General features: G+C 38.5%; 17 protein-coding genes. 10 read left to right on the forward strand and 7 right to left on the reverse strand.

Annotation, left to right across the window (positions count from 1 at the left end; all coding sequences use genetic code 11):
- Positions 1–635: 635 nt before the first annotated feature.
- The 7 genes from ABD769_RS16695 to porW all read right to left on the reverse strand — a co-directional run bounded on the left by ABD769_RS16695 (position 636) and on the right by porW (position 10,212).
- Entirely contained in the window at positions 636–2,009 is a 1,374-nt protein-coding gene (locus ABD769_RS16695; protein WP_344852531.1) for a DNA/RNA non-specific endonuclease, read from the reverse strand.
- A 40-nt stretch (positions 2,010–2,049) separates the two neighbouring features.
- Positions 2,050–2,448, reverse strand: a complete 399-nt coding sequence (locus ABD769_RS16700; protein WP_344852532.1) for a nuclease A inhibitor family protein — start codon at positions 2,446–2,448, stop codon at positions 2,050–2,052.
- 129 nt (positions 2,449–2,577) lie between these two features.
- Complete coding sequence (gene uvrC, locus ABD769_RS16705; RefSeq protein WP_344852533.1) at positions 2,578–4,380, reverse strand: excinuclease ABC subunit UvrC; 1,803 nt, start codon at positions 4,378–4,380, stop codon at positions 2,578–2,580.
- A gap of 30 nt (positions 4,381–4,410) precedes the next feature.
- The gene (locus ABD769_RS16710; protein ID WP_344852534.1) at positions 4,411–4,779 is read right to left on the reverse strand and encodes a type II toxin-antitoxin system VapC family toxin; all 369 of its coding nucleotides are present in this window, start codon (positions 4,777–4,779) and stop codon (positions 4,411–4,413) included.
- A 3-nt stretch (positions 4,780–4,782) separates the two neighbouring features.
- Positions 4,783–5,013, reverse strand: a complete 231-nt coding sequence (locus tag ABD769_RS16715) for a hypothetical protein (RefSeq protein WP_344852535.1) — start codon at positions 5,011–5,013, stop codon at positions 4,783–4,785.
- Positions 5,014–5,118: 105 nt separating this feature from the next.
- Positions 5,119–7,338 carry a transglycosylase domain-containing protein gene (locus ABD769_RS16720; protein ID WP_344852536.1) on the reverse strand — a complete coding sequence of 740 codons (2,220 nt, stop codon included), beginning with the start codon at positions 7,336–7,338 and terminating at the stop codon, positions 5,119–5,121.
- Positions 7,339–7,443: 105 nt separating this feature from the next.
- Positions 7,444–10,212, reverse strand: coding sequence for a type IX secretion system periplasmic lipoprotein PorW/SprE (gene porW / locus ABD769_RS16725; protein ID WP_344852537.1), 2,769 nt, complete (start codon positions 10,210–10,212; stop codon positions 7,444–7,446).
- Positions 10,213–10,324: 112 nt separating this feature from the next.
- Between porW and ABD769_RS16730 the strand changes: the two genes are divergently transcribed.
- The 10 genes from ABD769_RS16730 to ABD769_RS16775 all read left to right on the forward strand — a co-directional run bounded on the left by ABD769_RS16730 (position 10,325) and on the right by ABD769_RS16775 (position 17,926).
- On the forward strand, positions 10,325–10,549 hold the full coding sequence (locus ABD769_RS16730) for an AtpZ/AtpI family protein (protein ID WP_344852538.1): 225 nt from the start codon (positions 10,325–10,327) through the stop codon (positions 10,547–10,549).
- A gap of 259 nt (positions 10,550–10,808) precedes the next feature.
- The gene (locus ABD769_RS16735) at positions 10,809–11,198 is read left to right on the forward strand and encodes a hypothetical protein (RefSeq protein WP_244094992.1); all 390 of its coding nucleotides are present in this window, start codon (positions 10,809–10,811) and stop codon (positions 11,196–11,198) included.
- 14 nt (positions 11,199–11,212) lie between these two features.
- Positions 11,213–12,382: a F0F1 ATP synthase subunit A gene (gene atpB / locus ABD769_RS16740; RefSeq protein ID WP_344852539.1), complete on the forward strand. Its 1,170-nt coding sequence runs from the start codon at positions 11,213–11,215 to the stop codon at positions 12,380–12,382.
- Positions 12,383–12,424: 42 nt separating this feature from the next.
- Entirely contained in the window at positions 12,425–12,637 is a 213-nt protein-coding gene (gene atpE, locus ABD769_RS16745) for an ATP synthase F0 subunit C (protein WP_025144011.1), read from the forward strand.
- An 87-nt stretch (positions 12,638–12,724) separates the two neighbouring features.
- Positions 12,725–13,219 carry a F0F1 ATP synthase subunit B gene (locus tag ABD769_RS16750; protein ID WP_123207333.1) on the forward strand — a complete coding sequence of 165 codons (495 nt, stop codon included), beginning with the start codon at positions 12,725–12,727 and terminating at the stop codon, positions 13,217–13,219.
- Positions 13,220–13,310: 91 nt separating this feature from the next.
- A complete protein-coding gene (gene atpH / locus ABD769_RS16755; protein ID WP_344852540.1) occupies positions 13,311–13,850 on the forward strand; it encodes an ATP synthase F1 subunit delta in 540 nt (179 codons plus the stop codon).
- Positions 13,851–14,047: 197 nt separating this feature from the next.
- Complete coding sequence (gene atpA, locus ABD769_RS16760) at positions 14,048–15,622, forward strand: F0F1 ATP synthase subunit alpha (protein WP_344852541.1); 1,575 nt, start codon at positions 14,048–14,050, stop codon at positions 15,620–15,622.
- Between the two features lie 86 nt (positions 15,623–15,708).
- On the forward strand, positions 15,709–16,605 hold the full coding sequence (gene atpG, locus ABD769_RS16765) for an ATP synthase F1 subunit gamma (protein ID WP_344852542.1): 897 nt from the start codon (positions 15,709–15,711) through the stop codon (positions 16,603–16,605).
- A 280-nt stretch (positions 16,606–16,885) separates the two neighbouring features.
- Positions 16,886–17,650, forward strand: a complete 765-nt coding sequence (locus tag ABD769_RS16770) for a 5'-nucleotidase, lipoprotein e(P4) family (protein WP_344852543.1) — start codon at positions 16,886–16,888, stop codon at positions 17,648–17,650.
- Between the two features lie 57 nt (positions 17,651–17,707).
- A complete protein-coding gene (locus tag ABD769_RS16775) occupies positions 17,708–17,926 on the forward strand; it encodes a hypothetical protein (protein ID WP_344852544.1) in 219 nt (72 codons plus the stop codon).
- The last annotated feature ends 4 nt before the right edge of the window (positions 17,927–17,930 follow it).

A 17,930-nucleotide genomic window follows, 5' to 3' on the forward strand; every position in this document is an offset into this window, starting at 1 on the left:
GTAGAAAGCTCCGATGAAAATCGGAGCTTTTTTTATTTGGGGCCATTCCCATCGCGATATCGTCATTTCGAGCGCAGTCTGGAACCTATCCAGAGACAGATCTCTCTGGCAAATCGTCACCCTAAACCTGTTTCAGTGTTTTTCATGCGAGATAGATCTCTCCAGTCCACTGCGTTCCAGTCGAGATGACGACGCTTTAATAGAGAACTCCTATAAATAGTAAAGAAGCTCTTTCGTATCGTCATTTCGAGCGTAGCCGAGAAATCTATCCGCAGATAGATTTCGCCCTGCCCGTAGCAGGCAGGCATTCCACTGCGTTCCAGTCGAGATGACGACGCTTTAATAGAGAACTCCTGTAAATAGTAAAGAAGCTCTTTCGTGTCGTCATTTCGAGCTTAGCCGAGAAATCTATACGGAGATAGATCTCGCCCTGCCGGTAGCAGGCAGGCATTCCATTGCATTCCAGTCGGGATGATGACGCTTTTGTTAGTCTTGTCATCCTCGGTGCAACGAAGGCTTTTTGAGCAAATTTATTAAATTATTCTTCACTGCTTTCAGAGTGACATAATAGTATAATGCAAAAAGCGGTAACCCATAAATTGGATTACCGCTTTATATTAAAATGCTGATGATCTCTACTGGTTATCGGTAGCTGCCTCTATTGCATTTTGAATTGATGTAGGTACGTTCGATAATAAATCGTAACCTGTAGCAGATTCGATTGAATTAACTGTTGTGCGATAAGTTTTCCAGTTGGTGTTTAAACCGTTGGTATTGGGCATATTTACCGTAATTACCCTTGTAGAAGAAGTGATTCTGCTTAAATCGTTATTTCCGTTAGGCAATACCACAATAACTTTCCAGGTGTTTGAAGGTACATTAACGCGGCCGTTATCAATGGTATAGGTAGTTCCGCCATTGCTTCCTGAACCACCAGATCCATAAGAACCACAGATTACATACACTTCGTTACCGGCGGTTACTAAAGCGCGCGTGTAGTTTTCTAAATCAGCCCAGGGCCCCTGGTTATTATTAGGTGCCTGTGCCATCATATTGCTCATTAAAAAGGTAGAAGAGTTGGCTGCTACTGAAGCTGTTCTATCAGCCGAAGGGCAGTTATGGCCACGGTCAAATCCTGAACCTGAATAACTGCTGCTGGACACCTGATACCAGCCTGCAGGTAAAGTGTTGTCGGCCCTGAAATCATCCTGACGAGGAGTTGAGCCTAAGTCAGACGATCCGATGTGCCAGCTTACCCAATTAGGTGTAGCCCTGCTTTTGCTGTAAGAACTTGAATAGTAAGTGCGTTCCATCAGGTAATTTTCGGGATAGGAGGTAATGGCAACAGCATTACTCGGATTGCCCAGTAAAAGATGGCTATTATCGCCAGGAGTGGTTGTTGGAGGAGTGGTTGTGCCACCGCCTGTCGAAATGCTAAAATCATCGATGTTTATTCGGGCTGTACCGCCACTGATTTTACGGACCTGAAAGCGTACATTCCCCGAAATGGCTGGGTTAAAAGTTGCTGTTGCTAATGTAGTCGTGCTACTGGTAATGGTACTGCCCGTTTGTTGCCAGCTCGAACCGCCGTTGGTAGAATACCAAAGCTGCCAGGTACTATTAGCATCAGTACCATATTTAGCGTGTGCAATGGTAACTACATCGGCTCCGTTTACATCAAAATTCATGCTTAATATGCCCGTGTTGCGAATACGCACTGATTGACTGCCATTTTTAGCATCGGCTGCTAAATTTCCGATTAAGGCATCATTAAGACTCCAGCTTCCGCTGCTTAAGGTAACCGATGCAGTTGTGTAACTTCCTTTGGTACCTGATTCGAATGTTTCGGGAAAACCAGCAGCTATAGCCTGGGCGCTTGCCGTAACAGCTTTACTGTTTAATTTCTGTTCGAATAGGCCGGAGTCTGGCAGCGTTTGATTTTCTTTTTTACAGGCAGCCAGGCCAAGGCATAGAACGGCCAGTAAGCTTAATTTTTTTAATGCTTTCATTGTTTTGGTTTGGGATTATTTTATGGATGGGATAATTTTCTTAGGTTTCTACAGCAAAGGTTTCAAGAACCAGGCAGGTGCCATCTGGTAAATAGCCGGTAATCAGGACAGGAATCCTGCTGGCACCTTCTACTCTTATTACTGAAATATTAGATAGGTTTTGCTCTAGAAAGGCGTGGAGTGCTTCTATTTTCTGAGCATTTTCGACCATTGGTGCATCAGATGGATCAACCTTTGAAATAAGACGGTCGAAAAAGGCAACCTGATCAACTTGTTTTAAACTGGAAAGATCAGAATCGTATTGACTTGCAATTTTCTGCAATAAGTCTGATGGTGCGATTTTGCCCCAATCGGCCACTTTAAAAGGGCTTTCCGATTCGCTAAAATACAGTACGCCCAACAAAAGTTTGGTAATGGTAGCCAGGATGTTGTTATTCATGTAAACAGGGATATTTTACTGGTATTAACAGCCCTAATTTATAGAAAAAGTATTTAAGTTATGCCAATTCAAGATTAATAAAGTGTTAACATTTTTACGCATCCGTCTGTTATTGTTTACATAACGGATTTACGCTTCTTTAAAATGTGCCAGCAGGGTAAGTACCTGTTTTTTGTTCAATATTTCTGAAAGTTCTTTTTCTGTAGCCTCTTTAATTTTTTTAACAGATTTAAAGTGGGTAAGTAATTTATCAGCAGTGGTTTTACCAATTCCCTCAATCTGTTCGAGTTCTGTTTTGAGGGTACCCTGATCGCGTTTTTTACGGTGAAAGGTAATTCCGAATCGGTGGGCTTCATCACGCAGCTGCTGGATAACTTTTAAAGTTTCCGATTTTTTATCTAAATACAAAGGGTAAGAATCGCCAGGATAAAATAATTCTTCCAAACGTTTGGCAATACCGATTACCGTTACTTTATTTTCTATGCCCAGTAATTTTAAACTCTTCACTGCTGACGAAAGCTGGCCTTTACCACCATCAATAATGATTAGTTGAGGCAATGTCTGGTTTTCATCTAACATTCGCCTGTAACGTCGGAAAACAGCCTCTTCCATGGTCGCAAAATCGTTTGGTCCTTCCACCGTTTTCACATTAAAATGGCGGTAATCTTTTTTTGATGGTTTGGCATCTTTAAATACCACAATTGCCGAAACCGGATATTTTCCCTGGAAATTGGAGTTATCAAAACATTCAATATGTTTCGGAAGCTGCGTTAAGCGCAGGTCTTTCTGCATGGTGCTTAAAATCCGGTCGGTACGTAAATCAGGATTTAACTTTTCGTATTGGTTGAGTTTCTCTTTTTTAAAGAACAGCACATTCTTTTGCGATAACTCTAAAAGTTTTTTCTTTTCGCCCAGTTTTGGAACTGTAAATTTTAAACTTTCATCTTCTAAAGACGGTTCAAATGGGACAATGATTTCTTTTGAGGTACTGTTGAATTTCGTCCTGAATTCCAGCATGGCCAGGGTTAAAATCTCATCATCGCTCTCATCAAGTTGTTTTTTAACCTCTATGGTCTGCGTTTGGATGATGGTTCCGTTCATTACTTTCAGGTAGTTCACAAAAGCATAACGCTCGTCAGAAGCAATGCTCACCACATCTACATTAGTGATGGCGCTGTTTACCACAGTCGATTTGCTCTGGTATTTCTCCAAAACCTGTAACCTCCGTGCATATTGATGCGCCAGTTCAAAATTCAAATCTTCAGAGGCAGATTTAATTACGCTTTTTACATCACGGATCACATTTCCGATCTTACCGTTCAGGATTTCCTTAATTTCAGCAATATTTTTATCGTAGTCGGTTTCCGTCTGGTAATTTTGGCAGGGGCCTTTACAGTTGCCGATCTGGTATTCGAGGCAGACTTTAAATTTGCCTTCATCTATATTTTTCTCCGTTAGTGGCAAACTGCAGGTACGTAAGGGATAGGTTTCCTTAATCAGGTCTAAAATGGTATGCATCATACCAATCGAGCCGTATGGACCGAAGTAGGTTGAGCCATCTTTTATTACCTTACGCGTCCAGTAAATACGCGGAAAATTTTCATTTTTCACGATAATCCATGGATAGGTTTTATCGTCTTTTAAATTAATGTTGAATTTGGGCTGGTGCTTTTTAATCAGGCTGTTTTCCAGCAGCCAGGCATCAATCTCCGTATCTACAATGGTAAAGGTAATTTTGCGGATCCTGGATACCAGCACCCTCGTTTTGCCATTAAACTGGTTTCTATCGCTGTTAAAATAAGAACCCACGCGGTTGCGCAGGTCTTTCGCCTTACCAATGTACATGAGCTTTCCATCGGCATCCCAGTACTGGTACACGCCGGGTTTATGTGGAATTGCGGTTAATGCTGTTTTATGGTCGAAACTGCTCATGAGAAATTAAAAGGAGCAAATATGTAATGATTAATAAAGAATAATATCGGGCATGAAATTGAAATCCTTCTTATTGTAAGTAAACAGTTCAATTTTGTTGACGATTGCTGTTGCTCCGATTATTGCATCAGGTATTTGAAGATGATGACTTAATTTAAAACTTTCAATTAACGCTATTGATTTTTGAGATATCAGGTTGTCAAAATGGATAATGTCATAATATTTTATCTTTTTCTTCATCTGCGCCAGCTCAGCCTTATTTCCCATTCCCTGCAACAGTTCCATAGTAGTAACAGATGAAAGAACGATGTTTTCGAAACCAATCTTTTCTAATGATTCTATCGTTGAAATATTTCCATTAAAAGCATGTATCAGAATATTGGTATCGCACAAAACCATAAGTTATTTTTTACGATCCCACGCATTAGCCCTTATATCTTCAATATTTCTTGGCTTATCTTTCCAAATACCAAAAAGTTCTTTTGGATTAAGAGATTTATTGCCCTTTAATATATTGGGTTTAGTATCATCTTGTGGAGAAATAATTTTAATATTTTCTAATTTCATGGTTCGAAATAAAGAAAGCAGTTTTTCCATCTCATCAAAATCGGCAATTTCAAGTGTAACCCTCATATATTTCAATTTTCTATTACAAATTTAACATTTATCCAATATAGTTTGATTAAGTAAAGGCAACAAAAGGATTTCCACTGCTATCCTTCACGCATAACCTGAGAGTTAGAATCCCAACTTCTCATCAAGCTCAGTGGTACCTTCTTCCTGTTGCTGGTACTGGTTACAATCAAATGTAATTGAAACACCCGATTTTGGCGCTTCGAAATCGGCATGACTGATTTTTAAAGCCGGATTGGCATATACTCTTTTTATAAATCCTGCAAAAATTGGTAAGGCAGTATTGGCACCCTCACCCTGGCTCGTGCTGATAAAGTGAAAAGCCCTATCTTCGCAACCCGTCCAGATACCGGTTACCAATTGTGGGGTAATGGCCATAAACCAACCATCGGAGTTATTTTGAGTGGTGCCGGTTTTTGCCCCGATTGGTGCATTAACTTTATATTTATAGTTCAGCCTTGATCCGGTTCCGTTCGTTACCACACCTTTAAGCATCCTGGTCATTACATAGGCAACTTCCTCGCTCATAATTGGTTTTGGTATTTCTTTTTGAGAAAATAATACCACGCCATTCTTATCTTCAATTCTCAATAAATAAATCGGTTTGGTATAGGTTCCTTTATTGGCAAAAGCACCATAAGCGCCCACCATATTATAAACAGAAGAATCGAATGTACCCAAACAGATTGAAGGAAAGGCCGGAACATTGGGGATACCCATTTTAGTAGCCAATGTAGATACAGCCACGGGACCAACCTGTTTCATTAAATAAGCGGTAACAAAGTTTTGCGAGTAAGCCAGGGCTTTTTGTAAAGTAATGCTGCCTGGTAATGGTTTACCCGAATTTCTTGGCGTCCAGGGTTCTCCATAACCATCTATGGTTACCGGAACGTTTGGCACGGTATAACATGGCGAATAACCATTTTCAATGGCTACGGCATAAGTAAACGGTTTTGCAGTTGAACCAACCTGACGGGTTCCCATTTTAACCTGATCGTATTTAAAATGCTCGTAATTAATTCCACCCACCCATGCTTTTACATGTCCGTTGGTCGGATCCATCGTCATCATGGCATTACGCAAAAGCATTTTATAATAACGTACAGAGTCGATCGGTTTCATAACCGTATCAATATTACCTTTCCAGGTAAAAATGGTCATTTCGGTTTTGGTGTTGAAATCGCTGGTGATTTCCTCGTCCGATTTACCTTCCAGTTTTAGTGATTTATAACGATCAGATCTTTTAATACCCTGTTCAATCTGCAATGCTTTATCTTTAAACGGATTTCTGCCTTTCCAGCTCGCAATAAACTGTGCCTGCAACACTTTCATGTATTCCTTTTGCGCTTCTTCGGCATATACCTGCATATTGTAGTTCAATGTGGTATAGATTTTTAAGCCATCGCGGTCTAAATCATACGGCGTTCCATCCGGTTTGGTAATCGACTGCTCCTGGAAAATGGTTTTGATATCATTCTTTAATACCGAACGGAAATAAGGTGCAATACCATCATTAACCGTTGCCGCGTTGAAATGCAGGTTTAAAGGTTTGTCTTTTTCTTCGTCAAATTGTTGTTGGGTTAGAAGCTCAGATTTAACCATCATTGCCATTACTGTATTCCTGCGGTCTCTCGAACGCTCAGGATGGCGGGTTGGCGAATACATGGTAATCCCTTTTTGCATACCTACTAAAGTCGCGGCCTGCGTTAAAGTCAGTTTATCGGGCGTAGTGTTGAAATAAACCCTTGCTGCCGATTTAATGCCATAAGCCTGGTTACCAAAATCGACCGTGTTTAAATACATGGTGATGATTTCTTCCTTAGTGTAATTCCTTTCCAGTTTAACAGCAACAATCCATTCTTTAAATTTAGTTAGCACCAAAGAGAAGAAGTTCAGGTTCGATTCGCGTGGAAAAAGGTTTTTAGCCAATTGCTGGGTAATGGTACTTGCCCCCTGTTTTTTACCGATTAAATTGTAACCGATAATAGAAAACGTACGTTTAAAATCGATCCCCGAGTGTTCTTTAAAACGGGTATCTTCTGTGGCAATTAAACCGTTTATTACATTTTCGGAAATATCTTTATAGGTAACGTTCGATCTGTTCTGAACAAAATAAGTACCCAATGGACGGCCATCTTCGGCAATAATTTCGGATGCCTGGTTGCTTTTGGGGTGTTCAATATCCCTGAAAGAGGGAAGGGCTCCAAATAAACCCAGACCAATCATCGAAATAAAAATAGCGAAAAGGGCAATTCCCCCAATCAGTAATTTCCAGATGATTAAACTATATCTTTTTGTTTCTTGTGCAGAAAGGGATTTATTCATTTTGTGTTGTTATTTTCCAAAATCACCAGAATGGCAATTTTGGATGCAAATTTATTAATTTTTATAGAATCAATTTTCAGACTTAAGTCTAAATGCCCTCTATATTTATTTGTAGTTGTCTTTTAAAAACTCCAGGTATTCGTTAATCCGCGACCGGTCTGTTAGCTTTTCGAAGTTTTCTTTACTGATGATAAAGCCTTTATATAGGTTAGCCGGAACTTTCATAATGTTCTTTAACTGCCCTGTAATGCTTGATTCGTAAATTTTTGCATCTTCAAGATCAATAAAACTTGTCACATAAATCAGCTGATCGTTATCCAGCTCCACCAATTTGTGTACCAAATCATTGTCGGGGTAATTTCCACGGTTAAACTGGCCTATTCCGAAACGTGATGAGCTTAAGGTTAAAGTAGCATCGGCCACGTCGATTACGTAGTAATATTCTTCTGATTTTGCCGAACTGAAAATGCTGGCAGGTTTGGTTGGATCGACTGGTTTAACTTCAACAGGTTTCACAACCGGGGCTGGTTCAGCTGTTTTTGTTACAGGATTTTCGACCACAAGCGGTTTTGTTGGTACGGCGATTGGTGTGGCCTGACTAACGAAGCGGGGTTCGTTGGCATCAAAATCGATAAGGGCAACCGGTCTTTGTTTAAATTCATCCAGATTAGCCTCGATGTATTTTAAATGATCGCGAACCAGTGGGGTAATAATTTTATCGTTTGGATAATTGGTGGTAATCAGGTTAAATTCAGTAAGTAAGGCATCAACCTTGGCAGTACGGCCAACTGCAATGGCCTTTAAATAAGCATATTGTGGCGCCAGATCGTTATTTGGGAAAGCTGAAATATTATCATCTGCCTGTTTTACCACATTTGGATAATCTTTTTTCGCATAAGCATCAAAAGCAACATTGTAGTTGTTGATGGCAATATTTTCCATCTGCGTTTGTTTAGCCGAATAAGATGGATCTAAAATATTCTTGGCAAAATTAGATTCAGGGAATTTGGTCAGTACAAATTGTTTGTACTGATCGGATTTTACTTCATCAGTACCTTTGTAATTGAGGTATAAACTGTAGTAAATGGCTGCTAAATGGTTGTTATCAGGATATCTTTTAATCAGTTCGAGGTATATTTTATTTGCTTCTGGCTTATCATTCAGTTCCTGCTGGTAAAAACTGGCGATTTCGAAATAAGCATCAATAATTTTCTGATCGGATGTAGCCAATAGCGCAGGGGTAACGGGCAAAGCATCTGAAAACCGTTTTTCTAAAGAAGTCTGGTCAGTTGCAGTTTGGTTGGTTTGTCCGTTTGCTGGGGTAATATTATCCGTTGCTACTTTTCCTCCGGCTAAAACCTGACTGGTTTCCTGTGCCGATGAGCGAACACTCTGTCGCCAGTTATCTTCAAACTGACGGTTCCCCCAACGTTTTTTAAAATCGCCGAATCCGCTACTTATTGCAGCATTGTTATTAAAATAAAAGGTGCTTCCTGCAACATTATTGCCGGTATTTAAGCTCTTGTTTGGAAAATCCGGATCGTTTAAAAATTGATTGTTGATTACGCCTCCGGTATTGGCCACCTCAACTTTTGGAGTTAAATAAGCTTTTACTTTAGCCTCGCGTTGGTCGGCTGGGAGTTTTGCAATGGCCTGGGCTGTATCTTCTCTGGCAATAATGGTATATCGATCGGTTAAATACTGAAGATTATCGGCTTTTTTAACAATGTTATCGTAATCAGGGAAGTTTTTAGGTAAAATCATTACCGTACTATCATAATACAGTTTTGCTTTGATGTAATTATTAAACTCTTTAAAGTTTAAATCAGCAATCCTTAAATATGATAATGCTTTTTGGGTTTGGTTTCTTGTACTTTTTGCAACCGATTTATGGTAATTTTCTTCTGCTTTTATAAAATTTCCTTCTGCAGAGAAAAGTTCGCCAACCTGATAATAGATCTGATCCGTATAATCGAAGTTTTTATCATCTTTCAGCAAAGCCAGCAACTGGTCTTCTTTATTCAGTTTAACTCCGCTGAGCAATGCTTTTAGCTTGATCCGGTTTAAATTGGCGTGAAAATACATTTCGAAAGGCGCATTGCTCTTTTCAACTTTAGTGAAATTGGCATAGGCATCCTCGATGTTTTTTTCTTTTTCCTGCAACTGTGCCAGAATAAAGCGCCAACGGATGCGCAACTGCTTTTCTGCCGGTAGGGCAATGGCAGATTCTAAAAATAAAATGGCTTCTTTATTCCGTTTCTGGTAAATGCGCATCTGGGCAGCTGTGGCCAGAGGTTCGGCCAGATCTTTTTTTAACTGGTCAGAAGCGCGTAACATGGTATCGATTATTTTATCGGCCAGCACCATATTATTCAACTGCATTTGGCTCCGTGCTTTCCAGTTCATGGCCATAATGAACGTTTTAAGGTCGCTGTTATAGGTTTTAGCCGTATAGTCGAAATATTCTGACGCGATAAAATAATTTCCTTTTAAATAGTTTGCCTTGCCCAAAAGCATATAGGCATCATCGATATAATTACTGAAACTTTTATCGTTAATGATGGTTTGACCTTTGGTAATCACGTCATCAAGCTGTTTATTGGCAACGCCAGGTGTAAGCACCAGGTTTACCTGTGGCTCAGGATCGAGGTAAACAGGCAGTGTTTTTTCATAATTATCTGCATAACTTTGCAATAAACTCTCATTATATTCGGTAAGTAAAACATTAGAGTTATAGATATAGTTATACCTGGCCGTTAAGTTTTGAAACCTACGGTCTATTGCGGTATCTTTATTTGCAACACAACCATAAATGAGGAGCGCGCTAAAAAGGAGAATGAAGGGATTTAAGTTTTTGTTCGCGTTTTTTTTCAATGATGTTAAATCTCTTTAAGTTGATATACAGTAAACAATATATATAGAAAAATATTTTATCTGGCAACAAATTTTAATTATCCCAAAGTTAATTTAATTATTGCATTAAAAAATGGAAAAACCAAAAGAAGAAAATACAAAGAAAAAGGTAAATGCAGCTGCTAAATATTCTGCCATTGGTTTCCAGATGATCGCTACAATTGGTCTGCTTACTTTTATCGGTTATAAGATTGACGAACACAGAAATAGTAAAACCAATTTAATTACGGCAGCTTTTGCGCTGGCAGGAGTGGGGATTGCATTGTATCAGGCCATTAGGCAGGTTACGAAGGGGTAGTTTACAGTTCCCAGTTTTCGGTTTTCAGTTGACGGTTCTCATCAGTTAACCAATTAGAAAAAATGTAAAATGTAAAATGTAAAACGGATGATGGAACTCCACACTATGCCCAATGCCCTCAGCTCTTTTAATTATCCAATTTAACCAATTCAAACAATTAACCAAACTAACAATTTAGCAATTAACCAATCTTCATTAGTTACTTGATCCTAAAAACCTTATCTTTGCAAAAGTTTTTATCTGCTAAGAAATTATTCCATTGACTCTAGCCAAATTTACCAGTATCTATTTCATCTTCGTAGGCTTATTGATAGGCGTTGTTGCCGTTTTACCTTTATTATTTCCCGACAAACAGCTTCTTGTGAACAATTTTTGGGTGATGTTCGGCTTTTTGGCCGGTATTACTTATATCGCTTACATGTTAGTAGATATTGGTGTAAAACGCGATCCTGAAGTGGGTATTATGGCCATTATGGGATCAATTGCAGTGAAGATGATTTTTTGTATGGCTTTTGTGCTGATTTACAGTATAAAAGCAAAGGGAATTGGGCTTGTATTTCTGCTTAATTTTTTTTCTTTATATTTATTGTTTACGGCCTTTGAAATTTACTGTTTGTTACGTAACTTGCGCCACCAAAATTTAAAGTAAAAAACTGCCAATAAATGGATTGTAACCGAGTTTTTGTGTCTAAAGTTAAAAGGCTAACTATTGTTTTTACGCTTTTAATCGCGTTTTTATCTATCAAAATTGATACTTTCGCTCAAGTTGATAGCGCTGTTGTACCTGTTGATAGTGCTATTGTCGAGTCTGCTCATGCAGTTTCTGGCGAGCACGGCGCTGATGCTAAACATGGTGAAGAAAAATTCGAACCTACCAAAGTAATTATGGAGCACATTGCTGATTCGCATGTGTGGCATTTATGGGGGTATACTTCGTTGCCTCTTCCGGTAATTTTATATACAGCTAATGGTTTGGAAGTGTTTTCTTCAGCTCATTTTCATCACGGCGAAGAAGATTATCAAGGAAAATACAATAAATACCGCCTGGTAACAGGTTTAAAGCAAAGCATGTCGAAAGATATGTTTAATAAAAATATTAAAGTTGTTGGTGCAGATGGTCAGATTGATGAAAATGCATCTGATACAGTAATCGATTTATCTATTACAAAAAATATAGCAGCAATGTTTGTCGCTATATTCGTAATTGTAATAGTGTTTGCTGCTGTGGCCAGAGCTTATAAAAAACGTGTTGGTAAAGCGCCAAAAGGTTTGCAGTCTTTCTTTGAGCCGATTATCATTTTTGTTAGAGATGATATTGCTAAGCCAAACATTGGTCATAAATACGCGAAATTTATGCCTTATTTATTGACTACGTTTTTCTTTATCTTATTTAACAACTTATTAGGTTTAGTTCCGATTTTCCCAGGTGGTGCCAACGTAACCGGTAATATTGCTTTAACTTTTGTTATGGCTTTAGGTACCATGATCATTGTTAACATTAATGGTAATAAATACTATTGGAAACACATCTTTTTACCTGATGTTCCATTTTGGTTATGGCCTTTAATGGTAGTAGTTGAGGTGATTGGTATTATTTCTAAGCCTTTCGCTTTAATGGTTCGTTTGTTTGCAAACATTACTGCAGGTCACATTATCGTATTAAGTTTAATTTCCTTAATATTTATTTTCGAAACATTGGCTATTGCTCCCGTTTCAGTTGCATTCGTATTGTTTATGGATGTATTAGAATTACTGGTAGCGTTTTTACAAGCCTTTATTTTTACATTATTAACTGCCCTGTTTATTGGTATGGCAGTAGAAGAACATCATTAACAGAAAACTATTTTTTACAAATTAATATAAATTAAATTAGTTATGGTAGGTTCAATCGCGGCAATTGGTGCCGGTTTAGCAGTAATCGGTGCAGGTATCGGTATCGGTCAAGTAGGTGGTAAAGCAATGGAAGGTATTGCTCGTCAACCAGAAGCTGCATCAAAAATTCAGACTGCAATGATTATCGCTGCTGCCCTTATCGAGGGTGCTGCTTTATTCGGTGTGGTAGTTGCATTATTAGGCTTAAACGGTTAATAATCACTGAAGAAATTAGGTTGGGTATTTAACGATTGGTTATTTACCCAGCCCTATTAAAAGATTGTTTTTAAAAATTAGATAAAAATGGAATTAGTAACCCCAAGCATAGGATTGGTTTTTTGGACGTCGTTAGCATTCATCTGCTTATTGATCTTACTTAGAAAATTTGCATGGAAACCTATTTTAGGTGCAATTCACGAGCGTGAGCAAAGCATTGATGAAGCCCTTAACAAAGCTGAATTAGCGAAGCAGGAAATGGCACGTTTAACCAGCCAGAATCAGGATTTGATGCAACAGGCGCGTGCTGAACGTGATGAGATTTTAAAGGAAGCTAAAACCTTGAAAGATGGTATCTTAAACGAAGCTAAAAAACAGGCTCAGGTTGAAGGTGCTAAATTGATCGAGAAAGCTAAAATCGAGATCGAAAACCAAAAGAAAGCAGCTTTAGCCGAAGTTAAAGATCAGGTTTCTACGTTATCATTAGAAATTGCAGAACGTGTTTTGCGTACTCAGTTAGATGATAAAACCAAACAGGAAGCTTTAGTAGCTAACTTATTAAAAGACGTTGAATTAAACTAGTTTGAGAAAATAGATTTGAGACACTAGATATTAGATAGGAGATTCGTTCTCACATCTTCCATCTCACATCTCACATCTCACACCTAAGAATATGTCAGAAATTAAAGTTGCAAGCAGATACGCCAAATCATTAATCGACTTAGCCGTTGAAAACAACGCGTTAGAATCCGCTTATAATGATATGGTTTTGTTTGAAAAAGTGGTTGATGAAACCCCTGAACTAGAAGCAATATTAAAAAACCCGATTGTACCTTTAGATAAGAAAACTGGTATTTTAAACGGTATTTTTGCAGATAAGGTAAGTACACTAACCATCTCGTTTTTCAAGATTGTTGTTAGCAAAGGTCGCTCTTCGATTTTATTTGCCACTGCAAAACAATTTGTACAACAATATAACCTAATTAAGGGTATTGTTACTGCTGATGTAACTACTGCAAGTGCTTTAAGCCCTGCAGCTAAAGAGCAGATTGTAGCAATTGTAAAAAGAGAACTAAACGCCAACCAGGTTATTGTTAACGAAAAAATTAACGAGAAACTGATCGGTGGTTTTATATTAAAAGTTGGTGATAAGCAATTTGATGCAAGTATTGCCAGCGGTTTAAGTAAACTTAAAAAAGAATTTGCGCAATAGCGGATAACGTTTTGCGTGAGGCGTTTAGCGTTGATTCGCAAAATGCCTAAAAAATATAGTGAAGCGTAAGTGTTGGTGGTAAAACGCCAAACGCCATGCGCCAAACACAAGAGTATTGCGATAAGCGTATGGCACGGAAAACGCCAAGCGCCATGCGCTAAGCACTAAACATTTATAAAAAGATATAAAGTAAAATTATGGTAGAGGTAAGACCAGACGAAGTATCGGCAATTATCAGACAGCAATTGGCGGGCTTCAAATCAGAAACCGAACTGGAAGAAGTTGGTACCGTGTTGCAAGTGGGCGACGGTATTGCCCGTGTTTACGGTTTAACTAAAGTTCAATCGGGAGAGTTAGTTGAATTTGCAAACGGCCTGCAAGGTATCGTATTAAACCTTGAAGAAGATAACGTTGGTGTGGTACTTTTGGGTGCTTCAGACGAGATCAAAGAAGGTGATACCATTAAACGTACCAAAAAAATTGCCTCTATTAAAGTTGGTGAAGGTATGCTTGGCCGCGTAGTTAATACTTTAGGTGAGCCTTTAGATGGTAAAGGACCAATCTTGGGTGAAACTTACGAAATGCCTTTAGAGCGTAAAGCACCAGGTGTAATTTACCGTCAGCCGGTAAACGAACCTTTACAAACAGGTATTAAAGCAATTGATGCGATGATTCCAATCGGTCGTGGTCAGCGTGAGTTGGTTATCGGCGACCGTCAGATTGGTAAAACTGCTGTTTGTATCGATACCATTATCAATCAGAAAGAATTTTATGAAGCAGGTCAGCCTGTGTTCTGTATTTATGTAGCTATCGGTCAGAAAAATTCTACCGTTGCCAACATTGTACGTACATTAGAAGAAAACGGTGCTTTACCATATACAGTTGTTGTTGCTGCTTCGGCTGCAGATCCTGCTCCAATGCAGTTCTATGCTCCGTTTGCAGGTGCTGCAATTGGTGAATTTTTCCGTGATACAGGTAAACCAGCTTTAATTGTTTATGATGATTTATCTAAACAGGCTGTAGCTTACCGTGAGGTATCTCTATTACTTCGTCGTCCACCGGGCCGTGAAGCTTATCCTGGAGACGTTTTCTACTTACACAGTCGTTTATTGGAAAGAGCTGCGAAAATCAACGCTAACGATGATATCGCTAAAAACATGAACGATTTACCTGAGTCGATTAAACATATCGTTAAAGGTGGTGGTTCATTAACAGCACTTCCGATTATCGAAACACAAGCGGGTGACGTTTCTGCATATATCCCAACTAACGTAATTTCGATTACTGATGGCCAGATCTTCTTAGAGTCGAACTTGTTCAACTCTGGTATCCGTCCGGCAATTAACGTAGGTATCTCGGTATCACGTGTGGGTGGTAACGCGCAGATCAAATCGATGAAAAAAGTAGCAGGTACTTTAAAGTTAGATCAGGCTCAATACCGCGAGTTAGAGGCTTTCTCTAAATTCGGTTCTGACTTAGATGCTGCAACTAAATCGGTATTAGATAAAGGTGCACGTAACGTAGAAATGTTGAAACAAGCACAGTTCTCTCCATTTACTGTTGAGAAACAAGTTGCAATTGTTTACGCTGGTACTAAAAACTTAATGCGTAGTGTTCCGGTTAACAAGGTAAAAGAATTTGAAACTGAATTTTTAACCCAATTGGAATTACGTCATCCGGAAACTTTAGCGGCATTAAAAGCTGGTAAATTTGACGATACCATTACTGGTGTATTAGATACCGTAGCAAAAGAGATTTCAAGTAAATATTAATAAGATTTGAGACATGAGATTTGAGATTTGAGATTGGGCAGAAACGTCTAAAATCTCATATCTCACATCTCACATCTAAATAAAGAATGGCTAATTTAAAAGAAGTAAGAAACCGGATTGCGTCGGTACAATCAACACAGCAGATTACCAAAGCTATGAAAATGGTTTCGGCGGCAAAGTTGAAACGTGCTACCAATGCAATTATCGCTTTACGTCCTTATGCAACTAAACTGAAAGAGATTTTAGGTAATCTGTCGGCAAGTTTAGAGGGATCGTCATCGCCTTTTATCCAGGAGCGTGAGCCCAATAAGGTTTTAATTGTTACTGTATCTTCAAACCGTGGTTTGGCTGGTGCTTTTAACATGAACGTAATTAAAGCGGCCAACAATTTAATTGCTGAGAAATATAGCGAACAGTTGAAAAACGGTAACGTGAGCATTATTTCTATCGGTAAGAAAACTCAGGATTTTTATGAAAAACGTAAATACAATGTTATTGGCAACAATAATGAAGTATTTTCGGCCTTAACTTTCGAAAATGTAACCAAAATTACAGATGCGATTATGGCTGGTTTTATTAAAGGTGAGTTTGATAAAGTAGAAGTGGTTTATAACCGTTTTAGAAACGCAGCTGTACAGTTTATTACTACTGAGCAGTTATTGCCTTTGCCTAAAGCAGAAGCTACTACAGCGGATCTTAAAACCGATAAGAAAACAACAAATGTTGATTATATTTTAGAGCCTTCTCAGGAAGAAATTGTAGAACAGTTAATTCCTAAATCAATTAAGATCCAGTTATACAAAGCGGTTTTAGATTCTCATGCCTCTGAACACGGTGCACGTATGACCTCAATGGATAAAGCAACTGAAAATGCTGGTGAGTTATTGAAAGCTTTAAAACTTTCGTACAACCAGGCACGTCAGGCAGCAATTACAACTGAGTTAACTGAGATTGTAAGTGGTGCAGCAGCATTAAACGGATAATAGTCTGCAGTTCTTAGTTTTGAATTAGCAATACTATTTGTATAAAATATAAAGCCCATTTCTTAATTGAAATGGGCTTTTTTATTGATGTAAGATTTATGTAATCCAGAATTATTATGTTTTTTATGGATTCGAATGTAGAATACGGTGAAAATAGAACAGCAAGATACCGTTACTTTTACGCAGGCTTATCCCGATGCAGAAACATTGTTGATATCAAAAACTGATAGAGGAACTTTTTTGAAAGGTTAAACTTTATCTTTGTCAATTATTATATATCATGAAAAGATACTCCATTATTATCCTGTTACTCGCTCCATTTTTTGTAAAAGCCCAAAACCCGGCACGAGATTATACCAATGCAGTGCTTTGGCAGCAAACCTCGGGCGAGTACAGAGCCTTATGTTTCCAGGCTTATAACTTTGCCCGTTTATCGTTAAAAGAAGCGTTATGGGCTGATACAAGCAGAAAACCAAACTGCGTAATTGTTGATATTGATGAAACAGTTTTGGATAACTCTGCCTTTCAGGGACACGAAATTAAAAAAGGTCAAAGTTATGTACCCGCCGATTGGACAGCGTGGACAAATCTGGCTAAAGCCGATACCGTTCCGGGTGCTTTGGCATTTCTAAAATTTGCCGCCTCAAAAAACATCGAAACATTTTATGTAAGCAACCGCGATGAAAAAGATTATGCTGCTACTTTAAAAAACCTGCAGCATTTTGGATTCCCTTATGCAGACGATGCACATTTGATTGTTTCAAAAGGTACCTCAAATAAGGAGCCGCGCAGGCAAAAAATAACAGAAACGCATAATATTCTGTTGTTATGTGGCGATAATCTGAGCGATTTCAGCAATATTTTTTATCGTGAACAGAAAAACACCTTTGAGCAGGTAAATACAAACCAGGCCTTATTTGGAACGAAGTATATTGTATTGCCAAACCCGATGTACGGCGATTGGGAAAAGCCTTTGTATCAGGGCGAAAAGCTTAGCGACAAAGATAAAGCGAAACAAAGATTAGAACGATTAAAAAGTTACTAAGTTTTATAATTATTCAGCAATAAGTATTACTTTTGCAGCATCATAAACATAAATATTATGGAGAACAACGAATTAAAGCACAATACAGAAAGTATGAAAGCGGCTAACCAGCCAGGAATTTATAAATTAATAATTTTTGGTGTAGTGGTTTGCATGGTGGGTACTTATTTGCGTTTCGCTCACGATTCTTGGCAAATGTCTTTAGTTTCATGGATTATCTTATTTGTCGGTGCAATTATCGCTATTAAGGGTGTTTTCAAAATATTAGACGCGTAAGCAA

This window comes from Pedobacter jeongneungensis (genome assembly GCF_039538295.1).
Taxonomy (GTDB): domain Bacteria; phylum Bacteroidota; class Bacteroidia; order Sphingobacteriales; family Sphingobacteriaceae; genus Pedobacter; species Pedobacter jeongneungensis.